We start from the raw sequence: 16,582 nt of genomic DNA on the forward strand, positions 1-16,582 counted from the left end.
GTTGAGTTTGGTGTTCCCGACCCCCGACGACACGATGGAGTTCGGGCGGGCGCTCGGCCGCGTGCTGCGCGCGGTAAGGCGGGTTAGAACCCGCCTTACCACTCACGACAAGCCGCGGCAGACCATGAAACTTCTGTTCAACGGGTGACCGCCAGCCCCGTCGGAAGGTGATCGAAACCGGCTTCGCGCCACTCCGGGGCGAAGCACGCTCAAATCAGGAAGGATCCGCATGTCTCCGTCCCCACCGAAGTGGGCGAGGCTGTTCGGCACCGCGCTCCTGGGCGCCGGCCTCCTGCTCACCCTCGACACCCCGGCCCGCGCGGACATCCCACCCGCGGACTACCAGCAGGTCGCCCTCGCGACCGGCGCGGCCGAGCTGGGCGGCGAGGCGATGTCGCTCGCCGTGCTGCCGGACCGCTCGGTCGTGCACACCTCCCGCGACGGCACCGTCCGCGTCACCACCGCGGCCGGTGCGACGTCGATCGCGGGCAAGCTGAACGTCTACACCCACGACGAGGAAGGCCTCCAAGGCGTCGCCGCCGACCCCGGGTTCGCGGCGAACCGGTACATCTGGCTGTACTACTCGCCGCGGCTGTCCACACCGGACGGTGACGCGCCGACCGACGGTACCGAGGCGGACTTCGCGCCATTCAAGGGTGAGCTGCACCTGTCCCGGTTCGTCTTGAAGACCGACAACACGCTCGACCTGGCCGGCGAGAAGGTCGTGCTGAAGGTCGCCAACGACCGCGGCCAGTGCTGCCACGTCGGCGGCGACATCGACTTCGACGCCGCCGGCAACCTGTACCTGACGACCGGTGACGACACCAACCCGTTCTCCTCGGACAGCTACTCGCCGATCGACGAACGGACCACGCGCAACCCGCAGTTCGACGCGCAGCGCTCGTCCGGCAACACGAACGACCTGCGCGGCAAGCTGCTGCGCATCCACCCGCAGGCCGACGGGACCTACACGATCCCGCCGGGGAACCTCTTCGCGCCGGGCACCGCGAACACGCGGCCGGAGATCTACGCGATGGGCTTCCGCAACCCGTTCCGGATGAGTGTCGACAAACCGACCGGCGTCGTCTACCTCGGCGACTACGGCCCGGACGCCGGCACGACCGATCCGAACCGCGGGCCGCAGGGCCAGGTCGAATTCGACCGCATCACCGGGCCGGGCAACTTCGGCTGGCCGTACTGCACCGGCTCGAACACGACGACCGAGACGTACAACCACTACACGTTCCCGAGCGGGCCCTCGGGCGCGAAGTACGACTGCGCCGGCGGGCCGGTCAACTCCTCGTTCCGCAACACCGGCCTCGCGAAGCTGCCGGTGCCGAAGCCCGCGTGGATCAAGTACGCCGGTGACGAAGGCTCGCCGCCGGAGTTCGGCAGCGGCTCGGAGTCGCCGATGGGCGGGCCGGTGTACCGGTACGACGCCGCTTCGACGTCCACGGTGAAGTTTCCGCAGTCGTTGGACGGCAAGTACTTCGCGGGGGAGTACGGGCGGAAGTGGATCAAGGCGGTCACCGTCAACGGCGACGGCACCCGCGGGCCGATCGAGGACTTCCCGTGGACCGGAACGCAGGTCATGGACATGGCCTTCGGCCCGGACGGTGCTCTCTACGTCCTCGACTACGGCACCGGGGACGACAACCAGGCGCTCTACCGGATCGAGTACCTGGCCGGCACCAACCGCAACCCGGTCGCGAAGGCCGCGGCCGACAAGACGTCCGGACCCAATCCCTTGACGGTGAACTTCTCGTCCGCCGGCAGCGCCGATCCCGAGGGCGGGGCGCTGAGCTACCGGTGGAACTTCGGCGACGGAGCCACGTCGACGTCGGCGAACCCCGCGCACACCTACACCACGAACGGAACGTACTCGCCGACGCTCACCGTCTCCGACCCGGAGGGCCTGACCGGCACCGCGAGCCTCGTGGTGACGGTCGGGAACACGGCGCCTTCCGTCGCCCTCGCTTCCCCGATCGACGGACAGCTGTTCTCCTTCGGTGACACCGTGCCCTTCCAGGTGACGGGCAGCGATCCGGAGGACGGGCCGCTGGACTGCTCGAAGGTCAAGGTCACCTACCTGCTGGGCCACGACAGCCACGAGCACCAGATCACGCAGGCGACCGGGTGCTCCGGCTCGATCGCGATCCCGGTCGACGGTGAGCACGACGCCGCGGCGAACGTCTACGGCGTCTTCGACGCGCAGTACACCGACAAGGGCGGCCTGACCTCGCACAGCGTCCGCAAACTGCAGCCGCGGCACCGCCAAGGCGAGCACTTCGCGGCGCAGTCGGGGGTTCAGCTCGCCAGTCACGGCGCGGCGGAGGGCGGCCGGACGGTCGGGTACACCGACGACGGCGACTGGATCTCGTTCACGCCGTACGCGCTGGGCAACGCCACGGCGATCAGCGCGCGGGTGTCGTCCGGCGGGCCCGGCGGGACCCTGGAGGTGCGGGCGGGCTCGCCCACCGGCACGGTGCTCGGCTCGGCGGCCGTCGCCAACACCGGGGACTGGGACACGTTCCAGACCGTCACGGCGAACCTGGCGAACCGGCCGGCCGGGACGACGGCGCTGTACCTGGTGTTCAAGGGCGTGACCGGGCAGGGGAACCTGTTCGACCTCGACGCGTTCACGTTCACCACGGCGGCGCAGGCGGGCGCGATCGAGGGCGAGTCGTTCACGTCGGGCTCCGGCGTGCAGATCGCGCCGCACGCCGCGGCGAGCGGCGGCAGCACCCTCGGCTACCTCGAGGACGGCGACTGGGCCGGGTACGCCTCGGTGAGCACGGCGGGCGCGCGGACCTTCACCGCGCGGGTTTCGTCGGCGGGCGCCGGCGGGACGATCGAAATCCGGTCCGGTTCGGCGACCGGGACGCTGCTGGGGTCGGTGGCCGTGCCGTCGACCGGGGACTGGGAGACGTTCCGGGACGTGACGGCGTCGGTGTCGAGTGGCTCCGGACCGCTGTTCCTGGTGTTCCACGGTGGTGCCGGCTCCCTGTTCGACGTCGATTCCTTTACGCTGGGCGGTATGCCGACCCACGTGGACCCGTCGTACGACGTGCTGGTGTTCTCGAAGACGGCGGGCTTCCGCCACGATTCGATCCCGGCGGGGATCCAGGCGATCCGGGAACTGGGTGCCGCGAACGGCTTCACCGTGACGGCGACCGAGGACGCGTCGGTGTTCACCGCTGCTTCACTGGCGTCCTATGAGGCGGTCGTGTTCCTTTCCACCACGGGCGACGTCCTGGACGCCACGCAGCAGGCGGCGTTCCAGTCCTACGTGGAGGGTGGCGGCGGCTACCTCGGCATCCACGCGGCGGCCGACACCGAGTACGACTGGCCGTGGTACGGGCAGCTGGTCGGCGCGTGGTTCAAGAGCCACCCGGCGATCCAGCAGGCCCGGTTCGTGACGGAGGACGCCACCCACCCGGCGACGGCGCACCTGCCGCCGGTGTGGACCCGCGCGGACGAGCTGTACAACTACCGCACGAACCCGCGCGGCAGTGTGCACGTGCTCCAGACGCTGGACGAGTCGAGCTACGCCGGCGGCGAGATGGGGGCGGACCACCCGATCACGTGGTGCCACCCGCAGGGCAGCGGCCGGGCGTTCTACACCGGGCTCGGCCACACGATCGAGTCGTACTCGGACCCGGTGTTCCGGGCCGAGCTGCTGGGCGCGATCCGCTACGCCGCGGGTGCGGCCCCGGCCTCGTGCGGTGTGCCGTCCGCGTCCACTGTGGAGGGTGAGGCGTTCACGTCGGGTTCGGGTGTGCAGGTGGCGGAGCACGCCCCGGCGAGCGGCGGCCGGACGCTGGGCTACATCGAGGACGGTGACTGGGCCGGCTACGCGTCGGTGAGCACCGCGGGCATCACGCGGTTCAGCGCGGTGGTGTCGTCGGCGGGAGCGGGCGGCACGATCGAGATCCGCGACGGCTCGGCTTCGGGTGCGCTGCTGGGCACGGTGACGGTGCCGAACACGGGTGGCTGGGAGACGTTCCGGACGGTCTCGGCTGCGGTCACCTCGGGCTCCGGCCCGCTCCACCTGGTCTTCCGGGGCGGTGCGGGTTCCCTGTTCGACATCGACACGCTGACGGTGTCGTAAGCCCGGGAGGCCACATTGAGGGACGTCCAGTCCCTCAATGTGGCCTCCGCGGTCAGCGCACGCCGAGGAGGTGCTCCAGGGCGAGCTGGTTCAGCCGCGTGAAGTGGTAGCCGCGCTCGGCCGCCGCGTCGAGGTCGAACTCGTCGTTCAGCACGTCGTCGAACGTCTCGCCCGGCGCCAGCGTCGGCGTCGAGAGGTCCGGCACCCGCGACGCCGCCAGCGCCTCCGCGACCTCGGGGTCCTCGCGGTACTTGCGCGCCTTCTCCTTGAGGATCAGGTACGTCCGCATGTTCGCCGCCGCCGACACCCACACGTCGGCCGAGTCTTCGGTGCGCAGCGGCTTGTAGTCGAAGTGCCGCGGGCCGTCGTAGCCGCCGTTCTCCAGCAGGTCGACCAGGAAGAACGCGCTCTTCAGGTCGCCGTGGCCGAAGATCAGGTCCTGGTCGTACTTCGGGCCGTGCTGGCCGTTGAGGTCGATGTGGAACAGCTTGCCCTGCCACAGCGCCTGCGAAATGCCGTGCACGAAGTTGAGCCCGGCCATCTGCTCGTGCCCGACCTCCGGGTTCAACCCGAACATCTCCGGCCGCGCGAGCTGGGAGATGAAGCCCAGCGCGTGCCCGATCGTCGGCAGCAGGATGTCGCCGCGCGGCTCGTTCGGCTTCGGCTCGAGCGCGAACCGCAGCGAGTAGCCCTTCTCGACGACGTAGTCGGCGAGCAGGTCGAGGCCCTCCTTGTACCGGGCCAGTGCCGCGCGGACGTCCTTCGCGGCGTCGGACTCGGCGCCTTCACGGCCACCCCAGACGACGTAGGTTTCCGCGCCGAGCTCGGCCGCCAGGTCGATGTTCCGGCGCACCTTCCGCAGCGCGTACCGCCGGACGTCGCGGTCGTTGCTGGTCAGGCCGCCGTCCTTGAACACCGGGTGGGTGAACAGGTTGGTCGTCGCCATCGGCACCTTCAGGCCGGTCTCGGCGAGCGCCTTGCGGAACCGCTCGATCGCCCGGTCGCGGTCCGGCTCGGTGGCCAGCAGGTCGTCGTCGTGGAAGGTCACGCCGTAGGCGCCCAGCTCGGCCAGCCGGTGCACGCTCTCCACCGGGTCGAGCGGCGCCCGCGTCGCGACCCCGAACGGGTCGTTCGCGGGCCAGCCCACGGTCCAGAGGCCGAAGGTGAACTTGTCGGCCGGCTGGGGAGCGTAGTCGCTCATGACTGTCCCTTCATTTAGTTCACGTTGTAGACTAAATATGCGCCGCGGGGGTCCCCGGCGTCAAGGGGCCGGGTTACAGTGCTTCGCGGGAGGACACGATGACGCAGGCCGTGCGGCACGAAGAGATGCGCGCCCGCAACCTCGAGGTCGTGCTGGGCGCGGTCAGCCGCGGCGGCCCGCTCACCCGGGCCGCGCTCGCCGAGGTCACCGGGCTCACCAAGTCCACGGTCTCGAAGCTCGTCGGCGACCTGGTGGACGCGGGCCTGCTCGCCGAAACCGGGCCCGCCCGGGCCGGCGAACGCGGCCGGCCGGGCGTGGCGGTCGTGCTCAGCGGGGCGCGGGTGGCGTCGCTGGGGCTGGAGATCAACGTCGACTACCTCGCGGTGCGCGTGCTCGACCTCACCGGCGCGGTCCGGTTCGCCGCCCGCCGCGAGCGCGACAACCGCGGCTCGCGGCCGAAGAAGGTCCTCGGGGAGCTGCAGGACCTCGCGGTGGAGGCGCTCGCCGAGACCCACCGGCTCGGGCTCGAGGCGGCGGGCGCGGTGCTGGCGGTGTCCGGCCCGGTCGGCGACGGCGTCCTGTTCAGCGCCCCCAACCTCGGCTGGCAGGACGTCCGCCCGGCCGACCTGCTGCGGCTGCCGGTCCCGGTCGAGCTGGACAACGAGGCGAACCTCGCGGCGCTCGGCGAGCTCTGGTACGGCGACGGCGAACGCGACTTCCTGTACGTGTCCGGCGAAATCGGCATCGGCGCCGGCCTGGTCGTCAACGGCGTGCTGTTCTCCGGTGCGACGGGCCTGGCCGGCGAGCTGGGGCACGTGGTCGTGACCCCGGAGGGAGCGCCGTGCCGCTGCGGCGGCCGCGGCTGCCTGGAAACCTACGCCGGGCAGGAAGCCTTGCTGGCGGCGGGGAACGCCGCTTCGGTGCCGGCTTTGCTGAGCGCTCTCGAACGGGGTGACGGGACGGCGCTGGCGGCGTGCACGGCAGCCGGGCGGGCCCTCGGCGTCGCCCTGACGTCCGCGGTGAACCTGCTGGACCTCGACCGGATCGTCCTGGGCGGGATCTTCACGCAGCTGTACCCGTGGCTGTCGGAGCCGGTGTCGGAGGTGCTGACCACCCGGCTCGGCGGGCTGCGGGGCACGCCTCCGGTGCTCACGGCGTCCCGCCTGGGCGGCGACGCGGCCACCCTCGGCGCGGCCGGCCGGGTCGTGCACCGGGTGCTGGCCGATCCGGCACCGTTCGTCACCCGGGCTCAGGAGGCGTAGGCCGCCACTTCGGACACTTGACCCGCCGGCCACCCGGTGTTGCCGGTGAACGTCAGCCGCAGGTACCGGTCCGCCGAGGACACCGGGATCGTGACCGTGTTCCCGGTCGCCGGGTCGAACACGTACTGCGCGGGACCGCCACCGTTCACGCCGATCGTCTGCGTTCGGCGGCCCCACGACGGCGGTAGCGCGAGCACCACCCGGCCGACCGCGGCCGGTGCGCCGAAATCCACCGTCAAGGTCTGCGGGAAAGCGTTGTTCGAGCTCTCCCAGTAGCTGGAGACGTTCCCGTCGACGGCGTTCCCCGCCGGGTACCCGCCCTGCGCGCCGCTCGCGGTGACCGCCTTGCCCTGCGCCAGGTTGACCGGGGCGGGCGGTGGACCGCCGAGCTGCGCCGCCCAGTACCGCGTCCGGTCCAGGTAGGCGGTCTCCGAAGCCGCTCCCGAAGTCCCGTAGGCGCCGGAGAACGTCTCGTACGACCCGGAAGGCGGCGAAGAGCGGGCCGGTTCGATGACCGACCCTTCGTGCCACTCGTTGAACGACGTCACCGAAACCCAGTCGGCCCCGGAAGAAAGCGCGTTCTGCCATTCCCGGTCGTAGGTGGCCCCGCCCTCACGGGACAGCGTCGGCGTCGTGTTCCCCGGCACCGCGCGGTCGTCCACGTACCCCGGACCCACCGAAGGCGCCCAGACCAGCCCGTTCGCCTCGCAGAACGCGCCCGCCTCGCGCCAGCCCGGCGCGGTCGCCCCGGCTATCGCGTCGTAGGTGTACATCCCGCCGAAGTGCGCGACCTTGCTCGTGTCCGTGGTCTGCGCCAGCACGATCGCCGACGAGCGCACCTGGTCGAGGGCCGTCCAGTCGGTGATCCGCAGGCTTTCGAAGACGTAGAACGCGCCGCGGCCGCCCTCGCGGTAGAACGCCGGGCTCGAGCCGTACCGCCCCAGGAGGTAGTTCACGTCGGCCACGGTGGACGCCGCGGTCCGTCCGCCGTACGGCTCCAGGTGCCACGCGACCTTGATCCCGTGCCGGGCCGCGGCTTCGAGCACCCCGGCGGCCAGACCGTCCTCATAGGACCCCTGACCCCACCAGCTGTAGACGATCACCCCGGCACCGGACTGCTCGATCCACCGCATGTGCTGCTCCACAGCCCCGGCGAAGTCCCCGGAGTCGTATGCGCCGAGCACCGGGTAGAAGTTCGCGCCGACGTCGGCCGGCGGCGTGTGCCCGCCCTGCGCCCAGTGCCGGTAGCCGGTGGAACTGCCGCCGTACCACGGGTAGTAGAAGAGGTGGGTGCGGCTCGAAAGCGCCGCGGCGGCGTGCGCGACACCCGGGAAAGCGGCCGCCAGCAAGAGAAGCGCGGCGAAGAACGTCGAAATCCGTCGCATCGGGACTCCTCGGTGGGGTCGAAGTGTTCCAGACCATACGGACACCGCCCGAACGAGGGCAACACTTCACCGGATATCCGCAAACTTGCGTCGGAAACCCACCAGGACCTCCGTCGGGGAAACGAAAACCGCCCCGGGCGCACCCGGGGCGGTTTCCGTTGAGCGGGACTAGCTCACCGCGAGGATCTGCACCAGCGAGGAGCCGACCGTGACCCCGGTGTCGGTCTGCACGGTCAGCTGACCGCGCAGGGTCCGGCCCGCGGCCGGGACGGCGGTGGCCGTCACCGTCGCCGGCACGGTCCACGAGCTGCCCGACGCCCGCAGCGCGTTCGCGTCGGTCACCGCGACCGAACCGAACGCCGGGTTGGTGAACACGTCGAGGTAGTCGTACTCCGTGGTGCCGGCCGGCACCGCGTAGCCGTCGACCAGCGCGAGCCAGGTACCCGCGGCCGGGTTGGCGATGGTCACCGACTCCTCGGAGTCACCGTCCGCGCTCTGCCCGGCGACCACGCACGACCCGGTCGTGCAGTTGTACAGCACCAGGTCCAGGTCGGCGCCGACGTCGGACGTCTTGCCGATGGTGACCGTCAGCGCCGTCGAGCCCGGCGTCACCGGGATCTGGTACTGCTGCTGCGTGCCCTCGGCGATCGACGGCCGCTGTGTCTTGGCGCTGCCCAGCGTCGCCCCGGTGAGCTTGCCGGTGAACGCGCCGAGCGTGTTCTGCACGGTGTAGGACCGCGCGATCGGCGTGTTCAGCGTGGCCGAGGCGATGGTGTCCGGGTTCGGCGAGATCGCCGTGCCCAGCACCGCGGCCGACAGCTTGTACGGCGCTTCGGCCACATCGGACGTCCGCCGCGCTTCGACGGTGATCTCCCACACGCCCGGCAACGGGTTGGCGATGGTGCGGCTGGTCGGCGTGCCACCCGGGCAGCCGGCCCCCGCGTCGGGCAGGTAGCAGTACGTCGTGGAAGTGCTCGCCTCGGCCGGGACGCCGGTCGGGTCGTAGCGCAGGAACCGCACCTGGCCCTTGCCCGGGGCGCCGCCGCCGGCGTCCAGGTCCACCTTCAGCGCGCTGGCGCCCTGCGGCACCCGCACGAAGTAGCTGGTCGCCTGGTTGCGGGCGGCCTTGCCCGAGACGTCGACCTGGAAACCCTTGCCGGCGACGAACTCCTGCGGCGCGAAGACCGTGTTCAGGGTCTGCACGTCGATGCCGATGGTCAGCGGGTTGTCCAGGTAGAGCAGGGCCGAGTGGACCCCGGTGCTCTTCGGGTTGACCTTCACGTCGAACTTCACCGGCGTGTTCAGCGGCAGCGCCACCGTCGAACCGGAGGAGAACGTCCCGTCGTTGCCGACCCACCGCACGAAGTACGGCACCGGGTGCGCCGAACCCGTGGTGCGGGTGATCGTGTAGGTGCGGGTGTAGGCCTTGCCCGTGGTCACGCCTTCGCGGTCGTGGATGCCCACGCCCGTGTTCGGCTTGGCCAGCAGGCCCGACAGCGCCGTGTGCACCTCGACCGACGTCGAGACGGTGTCCGGCTTCGGGTTGAGCGAAAGCGCGACGAACGCGGCGGGCACGTTGAACAGGCCCGATCCCTGGGCGTACGCGCCGATGCCCGGCACGAACCGCGCGGTCGACTTGATCGCCGCGCGCAGCTGCGCCACCGGCGGCCGCTGTCCCTTGTGCGTCGCCTTGTACGCGCTCACCAGCAGTGCCGCCGCGCCGGTCGCCTGCGGCGCCGCCATCGACGTGCCCTGCAGCATCGCGTAGCCGGCGGGCAGGGGGTACGTGCCGGCCACCGGGGTCGGCACCTCCCACCGCGGGACGGTGGCGATCGCCGCGCCGGGCGCGATGATGTCCGGCTTGAAGCCGCCGTCCTCACGCGGGCCGCGCGAGGAGAACGGGTGCATCGACTCGGGGTTCTTGGTGACCGAGCCGTAGTTCGACAGCCAGGTCTCCTTGGTGATGTACGAGCCGACCGAGATCGCGTCCGTGGCCACCGACGGGTCGCCGACGGTGTTCGCCCCGGCACCACTGTTGCCGGCCGAGATGAAGATCTGGACGTTGTACTCGGCGATCGTGCGGTTGTAGAGCTCCGCACGGGCGTTGTTGCCGTCGTTGAGGGCCGGCAGGCCGCCGATCGAGATGTTGATGACGTCGGCGCCGTGGCTCGCGGCGTAGACGACACCGTCGATCAGGCCGGACGAGGTGCAGCCGGCACTGGTGAGGCAGACCTTGACCGCCAGGACCTTCGCGCCCGGAGCCGCGCCGTCCATCTTGCCGCCGAACAGGTCGTTGCCGGCGGCGATACCGGCGACGTGCGAGCCGTGCTCCGCACCGGCGATGCCGATGCCGACGAAGCCCGGCTTGTCGGTCTGGACCACGAAGGCCATCCGCTCGGCGATGTCGGTCGCCGGGTTGTCGGTGCCGAAGAAGCCGACGTCGTACTTCTTGTTGTAGTCGGTCATCGGCTTCTCGTCGGTGAAGTCGCCGTTGCCGTTGAGGTCGACCCGGACCTCCTTGGTGGCGGGGTCGAGCAGCACGCCCCAGGAGTCGGCGCGGTCGCCGTCGCGGTTGAGGTCACCGCCGGTCTCGCTGTCCGCGGCGCCCAGGTCGCCGGCGGTCTCGCCGAACAGGCCGAAGGTGTACGGGCCACCGGTCGCCGGGGCCGTCCAGGTCTTGCCGTTCGAGGTGAAGGTGCCGGTGTAGGTCTGGGTGGACTGCTTGACCCAGGTGCCGTCGCCGGAGTTGGTGGCGTTGGCGTTGTACCAGTCGACGATCTTGCGTTCGCCGTGGCTGGTGGTGGCCAGCGCCGGGGAGTCGAGGTCGACGCCGGAGTCGAGCACCGCGACCGTGGTGTCCTTGCCGTCCCAGTTGGGCAGGACCTGGCCGAACTGCGCCGCGTAGGTGTCCCCGGTCGGCAGGTACGGGTTGACGCGCGGGGTGTCCTTGCCCGGGGCCGGCTGCGGCAGCGGCGTGGCCGCGCCGTCGGGCTTCGGGTCGTCGCGCACGATGAGCCCGTCGACGTCGACGGCGTTCACCGACTTGAGCTTCGCGGCCTTCTCGGCCTTGGCGGTGGGGATGCTGACCTTGACGTAGTCCAGCTTGGTGTCGGTGGACTGGACGACCCCGCCGAGGGCCTTGAGCTCGTTCACGGCGGTGCCGGTCTGGCCCTTTTCCGCGGCGATCAGCAGCGTGACGTCGGGCTTCCCGGCCTTCTCGGCTTCGGCGACGAGCGCGCGGTCGTGCTCGTCGAGGGTCTTGCCGTCGGCCGCGCCGTTGGTCGGCGGGGCCTGCTGGGCGGAGGCCACCGGGACGGCCACGCCGAGGACGGAGGCGCCGAGTGCGGTGGCGAGGACGGTGATCCCGGCCCGCCGTCTCCAGCGCGATCTGTGCTGTGTCACTGAAACGACCCTTCGTGAAGATGTGCGTCCGTGCAGTACACAGGGTGGGATCTTCCGCAGCAATAAGACAGTTAGCCCATAAACCGCAATTGGTTGCGAGCCAAATGGCCTAATGCACTGCCCGGTTAGGCCGTCGCCGGATGCGGAGCTTTCACGTGAAAGCTCCGCCTTGCTACACGTGCGTGTAGTGGGCTATATTCCTGTGTAGTCGACTACACGTACGTATAGGACTGGTGATGAACGCCGAAGACCTCACCGCCCGCGCCCGGATCCGGGACGCCGCCATCCGGCTGTTCACCGAACGCGGCATGGAAAAGACGTCGATCCTGGACATCGCCGAGGAAGCCGGCGTGTCCGGCGGCCTGATCCGGCACCACTTCGGCTCCAAGGACGGCCTGCGCGAGGCCTGCGACACCCACGTCCACGACGAACTGCTGAAGTTCAAGCTGGAGGCGCTCGAGAAGGGCACCGGGACCACCGGCTTCCTGCCGACGTTCGACCCGCGCCAGCTGCTGCTGCGGCGTTACCTGGGCCGGGCCATGATCGACGGCTCGGCGGCCGCGGCCCGGCAGTTCGCCGAGGTCGTCGACGAGACCGAGGCGTACCTCCGCGCCGCGGACGCCGGGGGGCCCGATCCGCGCGCCGCCGCGGCCGCGCTCGTCGCGATGACCGGCGGCCTCTTCGTCTTCCACGGCCCGATGGCCGACGTGCTCGGCGAGACGCCGAACACCCACGAGGCCACCCTGCGGATCATGGCGGCCGCCGGGTACCTGCTGACCCACCCACCCGCCGCGCCCGAGCTGCTGGACAAGGCGCGCGCCGCTCTGTCCGAAATGGACACCGAAGGAAAGGGATGACGATGGCCGAAGCGATCACCGCCGACGGCCTCACCAAGGCGTTCGGTGCGGCGAAAGCCCTCGACGGGCTCGACCTGACCGTCCACACCGGCGAGGTGCACGGCTTCCTCGGGCCCAACGGCGCCGGCAAGACCACCACGATCCGCGTCCTGCTGGGGCTGATGCGGGCCGACGGCGGCCGCGCCACCCTGCTCGGCGGCGACCCCTGGACCGACGCCACGGAGCTGCACCGGCGCCTCGCGTACGTGCCCGGCGACGTCACCCTCTGGCCGAACCTCACCGGCGGCGAGGTCATCGACCTGCTCGGCCGGCTGCGCGGCGGCCTCGACACCGTTCGCCGCGCGGAGCTGATCGAGCGCTTCGACCTCGACCCGCGCAAGAAGGGCCGGACGTACTCCAAGGGCAACCGGCAGAAGGTCGCGCTCGTCGCGGCGCTGGCGTCCGAGGTGGAACTGCTGGTCCTCGACGAGCCGACGTCCGGCCTCGATCCGCTGATGGAGGAGGTGTTCCGGGAAGTCGTCGACGAGGAGCGGCACCGCGGCGACCGGACGGTGCTGCTGTCTTCGCACATCCTCTCCGAGGTCGAGGCGCTGTGCGACCGCGTCACGATCATCCGGGCCGGCCGCACGGTCGAGTCCGGCACCCTGGACGAGCTGCGCCACCTGGGCCGGATCACGATCGACGCGTCGCTCGCGCACGTGCCGGCGGACCTGGCGGTGCTGCCGGGCGTCCACGACCTGAGCTCGTCCGGCTCGCACGTCCACCTGTCCGTCGACCAGACCGCGCTCGACGACGTGATGCGGCACCTCGCCAAGGCCGGGCTGCGGAGCCTGGTGAGCCGCCCGCCGACACTCGAAGAGCTGTTCCTGCGCCACTACCGGCAGGGCGAACCGGCCGGAGCGGCGCGATGAGGGGCACCGGGGCGCTGCTGCGGCTGGTGCTGCGCCGCGACCGGCTGCTCATGCCGATCTGGATCCTCGGCCTCACGCTCGCGCCGGTCGGTTACCTGTCGTCGATCGATGCGGCGTACCCGGATGCCGCGTCACGGCAGCACTTCTACGACCTCAACGCTTCGAGCGCGACCTTCGTGGTCCGCAACGGCCCGCTGTACGGTTCGTCGGCCGGCAACCTGCTGGCCTGGCAGTGCGGGTTCGTCCCGGTGGTCGCCGGGTTGATCGCGCTGCTCACCGTGGTCCGGCACACCCGCACCGAGGAGGAAGCGGGACGCCGCGAGCTCACCGGCGCCACCGTCGTCGGCCGGCACGCGGGGCTGGCCGCGGCGGTGCTCGCCGCCTGCGGTGCGTGCCTGGTGTTCGGTCTGCTGGCCGGGATCGGGATCGCCGCGCAGGGCGTCCCGGTGGCGGGCGCGCTGGCGCTGGGAGCGGGGTTCGCGTTGGCAGGCTGGGTGTTCGCCGGGGTCGGCGCTGTCGCCGCCCAGCTCACCTGGGGTGCGGGTGGCGCGCGGGGGATCGGCATCGGTGCGTTGGTGCTGGCGTTCCTGCTGCGCGCGGCGGGGGACAGTAGCGCCTCGGCGGGCGGGCTGGTGTGGCTGTCGCCGATCGGCTGGGCCCACCGGCTGCGGCCGTTCGCGGGGGAGCAGTGGTGGGTGCTCGCGCTGGGCGTCTTCGCGACCGCGGCGCTGGTGGCCGTGGCCGTCGCCCTGTCGGCCCGCCGGGACCTCGGTGCGGCGCTGCTGCCGGCGCGGCCGGGCCGGGCGACGGCGAAGGCGTCGTTGCGGTCGCCGCTGGCGCTGGCCTGGCGGCTGCAGCGGGGGACGCTGCTGGTCTGGACCGTCTGCCTCGGGCTCGTCGGGTTGCTGATGGGCGGGGTGGCGCAGAACGTCGCGGACATGATGCGGGACAACCGCGCGGTCGCGGACGTGTTCTCCCGCGTGGGCGGCGGTGGCGCGGTGACGGAGGCGTACCTGGCGGGGACGATCACGTTGTTCGGCTTGGCGGCGGCGGGTTACGCGGTGCAGGCGACGCTGAAGCTGCGCGCTGAAGAGGCGGCGGGCCGGGCGGAACCGGTTCTGGCGACGGCGGTCGGCCGCCTCGGCTGGGCGCTGGCCCACCTGACGTTCGCCGTGGTGGGTTCGGCGGTCGTGCTGGCGGTCACGGGCTGGGCGACGGGCCTGGCGTACGGCTCGGGCTTCGGCCTGGTCCCGGCGGCGCTGGCCCAGCTACCGGCGGTGTGGGTCTTGGCGGGCCTGGCGGTTTCCCTGGTCGGCTTCCTCCCGCGTTTCGCGGCGGGGGCTTGGGGTCTGCTGGCGGCGTTCCTGCTGCTGTCGCTGGTGGGATCGGCGTTGCAGTGGAACGACGCGGTGCTGGGGATCTCCCCGTTCCAGCACCTGCCGAGGCTACCGGGCGGAACGTTCTCACCGGCACCGGCCCTGTGGCTGGTTCTGATAGCGGCGATCGCCGGAGCGGGCGGCCTGCTTGCGTTGCGGCGCCGCGACATGCCAGTGGGCTGACCACCAACGGGACAACGGCCGGTTCGCGGCGCACCGGCGGGAATGCCGGCGACTTGACCACCCAACGACACACACCCGCGGGTTGCGCGGCACAAGACGCCGGCGACCTGACCGCCCAACGCGACCACAGCCGGGGGTCCAGGGGGCTTGCCCCCTGGCGGGGGCCTGGGGGTTCGACCCCCAGGAGACACCGCGAGGCGAGGCCCGGTGCGCGCTTTCCGCGCACAGACCTCACCCCGAGCATCGCGAGCGGCAACCGAGGGAGTCGAACCCTGCGCGGCTTGTGAAGGCGGCGCCCATGGACCGGCCCTGACCCTTCGGCGGGCGACGGCTGCCATCTTCTGCAACGGTAGCTGGTACCCGGGTATTTCCCATCTCAAGCCGTGCTTCACCCGGACGGGGTCGGGCTGGCATGGTGGTGCGCATGGATGATCTCCTGCTGCGCCGCGTCCGGCCGGGTCTCGGTGGTGACCTCGCCGATGTGCGGGTGAACGACGGGCGGGTCACGTCGATCACCGAACCGGGTTCCGGCGGGTTCGCCGCGCGCGTGGTCGACGGGCACGGCGGGACGCTGCTGCCGGGGCTGGTCGACGCGCACGTCCACGTCCTGCAGTGGGCGACGTTCCGGCGGCGCATCCCGCTGGATGCGGCGCGTTCGGCGGCGGAGGCGATCGAGTTGCTGCTCGCGCACCTGCTGGCGACGCCGGCGCCGCAGGCGGAACTCGTTGTGGGCGCGGGGTTCCGCGATGGGCTGTGGCCGGACCGGCCGCACAAGGACATGCTGCAGCGGGCGCTGCCCGGGCGGGCGGTCGCGTTGTTCGGCGCGGACCTGCACACGCTCTGGCTGAGTCCCGCGGCGCTGAAGCTGATCGGCCGCGAGCACCCGACGGGTGTGCTCCTGGAGGGCGACTGCATGAGCGCGACGGCCCAGTTGCCGACGGCGGCGATCGACGTCCAGGACCGGTGGGTGGCGGAAGCGGTTTCCGCGGCGGCCGCGCGGGGCGTGACGCAGATCGTCGACTACGAGTACGCGGACACGGTGGCGGACTGGACGCGCCGGGGTGCCCCGCCCGCGCGGATCTCGTGCGTGATCGCGAAGCACCTCCTGGACCAGACCATCGAGCGCGGCCACCGCACGGGTGACGTCCTGCCGGATTCCGGCGGGCTGCTGACGGTCGGGCCGTTCAAGCTCTTCGTGGACGGGTCGCTCAACACCCGCACGGCCTACTGCCACGACCCGTACCCTGGCGTGGATTCGCCGGGGTCGCTGGAACTGCCGCCGTCTTCGCTGGTTCCCTTGATGGAACGGGCTTTCGCGCACGGGCTGCTCCCGGCGGTGCACGCGATCGGCGACCGGGCGAACACGATCGCGCTGGACGCGTTCGAGGAGGTCGGCTGTCCCGGCCGCATCGAGCACGCGCAGCTGCTTTCCCCGGCCGACGTCCCCCGGTTCGCTTCCCTCGGGGTGATCGCGGCGGTCCAGCCGTCGCACCAGCCCGACGACCGGGACGTCGCGGACCGCCACTGGCACGGGCGCACTTCGCGGGCGTTCCCCTACCGCTCGCTGCTGGAGTCCGGTGCCCGTCTCGAGTTCGGTTCGGACGCCCCGGTGGCCCCGCTGGACCCGTGGGACGGAATCGCGTCGGCGATTTCGCGCACGGACGACGACCGCCCGCCGTGGCACCCGGAGCAGGCGATCCCGTTCACCGACGCGCTGGCGGCTTCGTCGGGTGGCCGTCGCGCGGTGGCGGTGGGCGACGTCGCGGACCTGATGGTGACGGCGGCGGACCCAGCCGTCCTGTCGCCCGCGGACCTGCGCAACCTCCCGGTGACGGCGACGATCCTCGACGGTCGCGTCACGCACCAGGTCTGATCTGGGGGCTTGATTTGTCCA

General features: G+C 71.5%; 9 protein-coding genes. 6 read left to right on the forward strand and 3 right to left on the reverse strand.

Going from position 1 to position 16,582, the window contains the following annotated elements; genetic code table 11:
- The first annotated feature begins 229 nt into the window (after window positions 1-229).
- The gene (locus Q5425_RS24310; protein WP_308674598.1) at window positions 230-4,111 is read left to right on the forward strand and encodes a carbohydrate-binding protein; all 3,882 of its coding nucleotides are present in this window, start codon (window positions 230-232) and stop codon (window positions 4,109-4,111) included.
- Window positions 4,112-4,163: 52 nt separating this feature from the next.
- On the opposite strand, the gene xylA is transcribed toward Q5425_RS24310, so the two are convergent.
- Window positions 4,164-5,312 carry a xylose isomerase gene (gene xylA, locus Q5425_RS24315; RefSeq protein WP_308674599.1) on the reverse strand — a complete coding sequence of 383 codons (1,149 nt, stop codon included), beginning with the start codon at window positions 5,310-5,312 and terminating at the stop codon, window positions 4,164-4,166.
- 98 nt (window positions 5,313-5,410) lie between these two features.
- Here xylA and Q5425_RS24320 point away from each other — a divergent pair, with 98 nt between their 5' ends.
- Entirely contained in the window at window positions 5,411-6,574 is a 1,164-nt protein-coding gene (locus Q5425_RS24320; protein WP_308674600.1) for an ROK family transcriptional regulator, read from the forward strand.
- On the opposite strand, the gene Q5425_RS24325 is transcribed toward Q5425_RS24320, so the two are convergent.
- Complete coding sequence (locus Q5425_RS24325; RefSeq protein ID WP_308674601.1) at window positions 6,562-7,959, reverse strand: discoidin domain-containing protein; 1,398 nt, start codon at window positions 7,957-7,959, stop codon at window positions 6,562-6,564. The two genes, Q5425_RS24320 and Q5425_RS24325, sit on opposite strands and share 13 nt — an antisense overlap.
- Window positions 7,960-8,127: 168 nt before the next feature.
- A complete protein-coding gene (locus Q5425_RS24330) occupies window positions 8,128-11,361 on the reverse strand; it encodes a S8 family serine peptidase (RefSeq protein ID WP_308674602.1) in 3,234 nt (1,077 codons plus the stop codon).
- A gap of 236 nt (window positions 11,362-11,597) precedes the next feature.
- On the opposite strand from Q5425_RS24330, the gene Q5425_RS24335 reads away from it, so the two are divergent.
- The 4 genes from Q5425_RS24335 to Q5425_RS24350 all read left to right on the forward strand — a co-directional run bounded on the left by Q5425_RS24335 (window position 11,598) and on the right by Q5425_RS24350 (window position 16,561).
- Window positions 11,598-12,218 (forward strand): TetR family transcriptional regulator, encoded by a 621-nt coding sequence (locus Q5425_RS24335; RefSeq protein WP_308674603.1) that lies wholly within the window; start codon window positions 11,598-11,600, stop codon window positions 12,216-12,218.
- A 2-nt stretch (window positions 12,219-12,220) separates the two neighbouring features.
- The gene (locus Q5425_RS24340) at window positions 12,221-13,129 is read left to right on the forward strand and encodes an ABC transporter ATP-binding protein (RefSeq protein WP_308674738.1); all 909 of its coding nucleotides are present in this window, start codon (window positions 12,221-12,223) and stop codon (window positions 13,127-13,129) included.
- A complete protein-coding gene (locus tag Q5425_RS24345; protein ID WP_308674604.1) occupies window positions 13,126-14,688 on the forward strand; it encodes an ABC transporter permease in 1,563 nt (520 codons plus the stop codon). Before Q5425_RS24340 ends, Q5425_RS24345 begins: the two co-directional genes overlap by 4 nt.
- A gap of 424 nt (window positions 14,689-15,112) precedes the next feature.
- The gene (locus Q5425_RS24350) at window positions 15,113-16,561 is read left to right on the forward strand and encodes an amidohydrolase family protein (RefSeq protein ID WP_308674605.1); all 1,449 of its coding nucleotides are present in this window, start codon (window positions 15,113-15,115) and stop codon (window positions 16,559-16,561) included.
- Window positions 16,562-16,582 lie beyond the last annotated feature (21 nt).

This window comes from Amycolatopsis sp. A133, assembly GCF_031082405.1.
Lineage (GTDB): Bacteria > Actinomycetota > Actinomycetes > Mycobacteriales > Pseudonocardiaceae > Amycolatopsis.

Excerpts from the sequence above, each read along its gene's own strand:
- Q5425_RS24310 (WP_308674598.1), top strand. The coding sequence starts at position 230 with ATGTCTCCGTCCCCACCGAAGTGGGCGAGGCTGTTCGGCACCGCGCTC.
- xylA (WP_308674599.1), bottom strand. The coding sequence starts at position 5,312 with ATGAGCGACTACGCTCCCCAGCCGGCCGACAAGTTCACCTTCGGCCTC.
- Q5425_RS24320 (WP_308674600.1), top strand. The coding sequence starts at position 5,411 with ATGACGCAGGCCGTGCGGCACGAAGAGATGCGCGCCCGCAACCTCGAG.
- Q5425_RS24325 (WP_308674601.1), bottom strand. The coding sequence starts at position 7,959 with ATGCGACGGATTTCGACGTTCTTCGCCGCGCTTCTCTTGCTGGCGGCC.
- Q5425_RS24335 (WP_308674603.1), top strand. The coding sequence starts at position 11,598 with ATGAACGCCGAAGACCTCACCGCCCGCGCCCGGATCCGGGACGCCGCC.
- Q5425_RS24340 (WP_308674738.1), top strand. The coding sequence starts at position 12,221 with ATGGCCGAAGCGATCACCGCCGACGGCCTCACCAAGGCGTTCGGTGCG.
- Q5425_RS24345 (WP_308674604.1), top strand. The coding sequence starts at position 13,126 with ATGAGGGGCACCGGGGCGCTGCTGCGGCTGGTGCTGCGCCGCGACCGG.
- Q5425_RS24350 (WP_308674605.1), top strand. The coding sequence starts at position 15,113 with ATGGATGATCTCCTGCTGCGCCGCGTCCGGCCGGGTCTCGGTGGTGAC.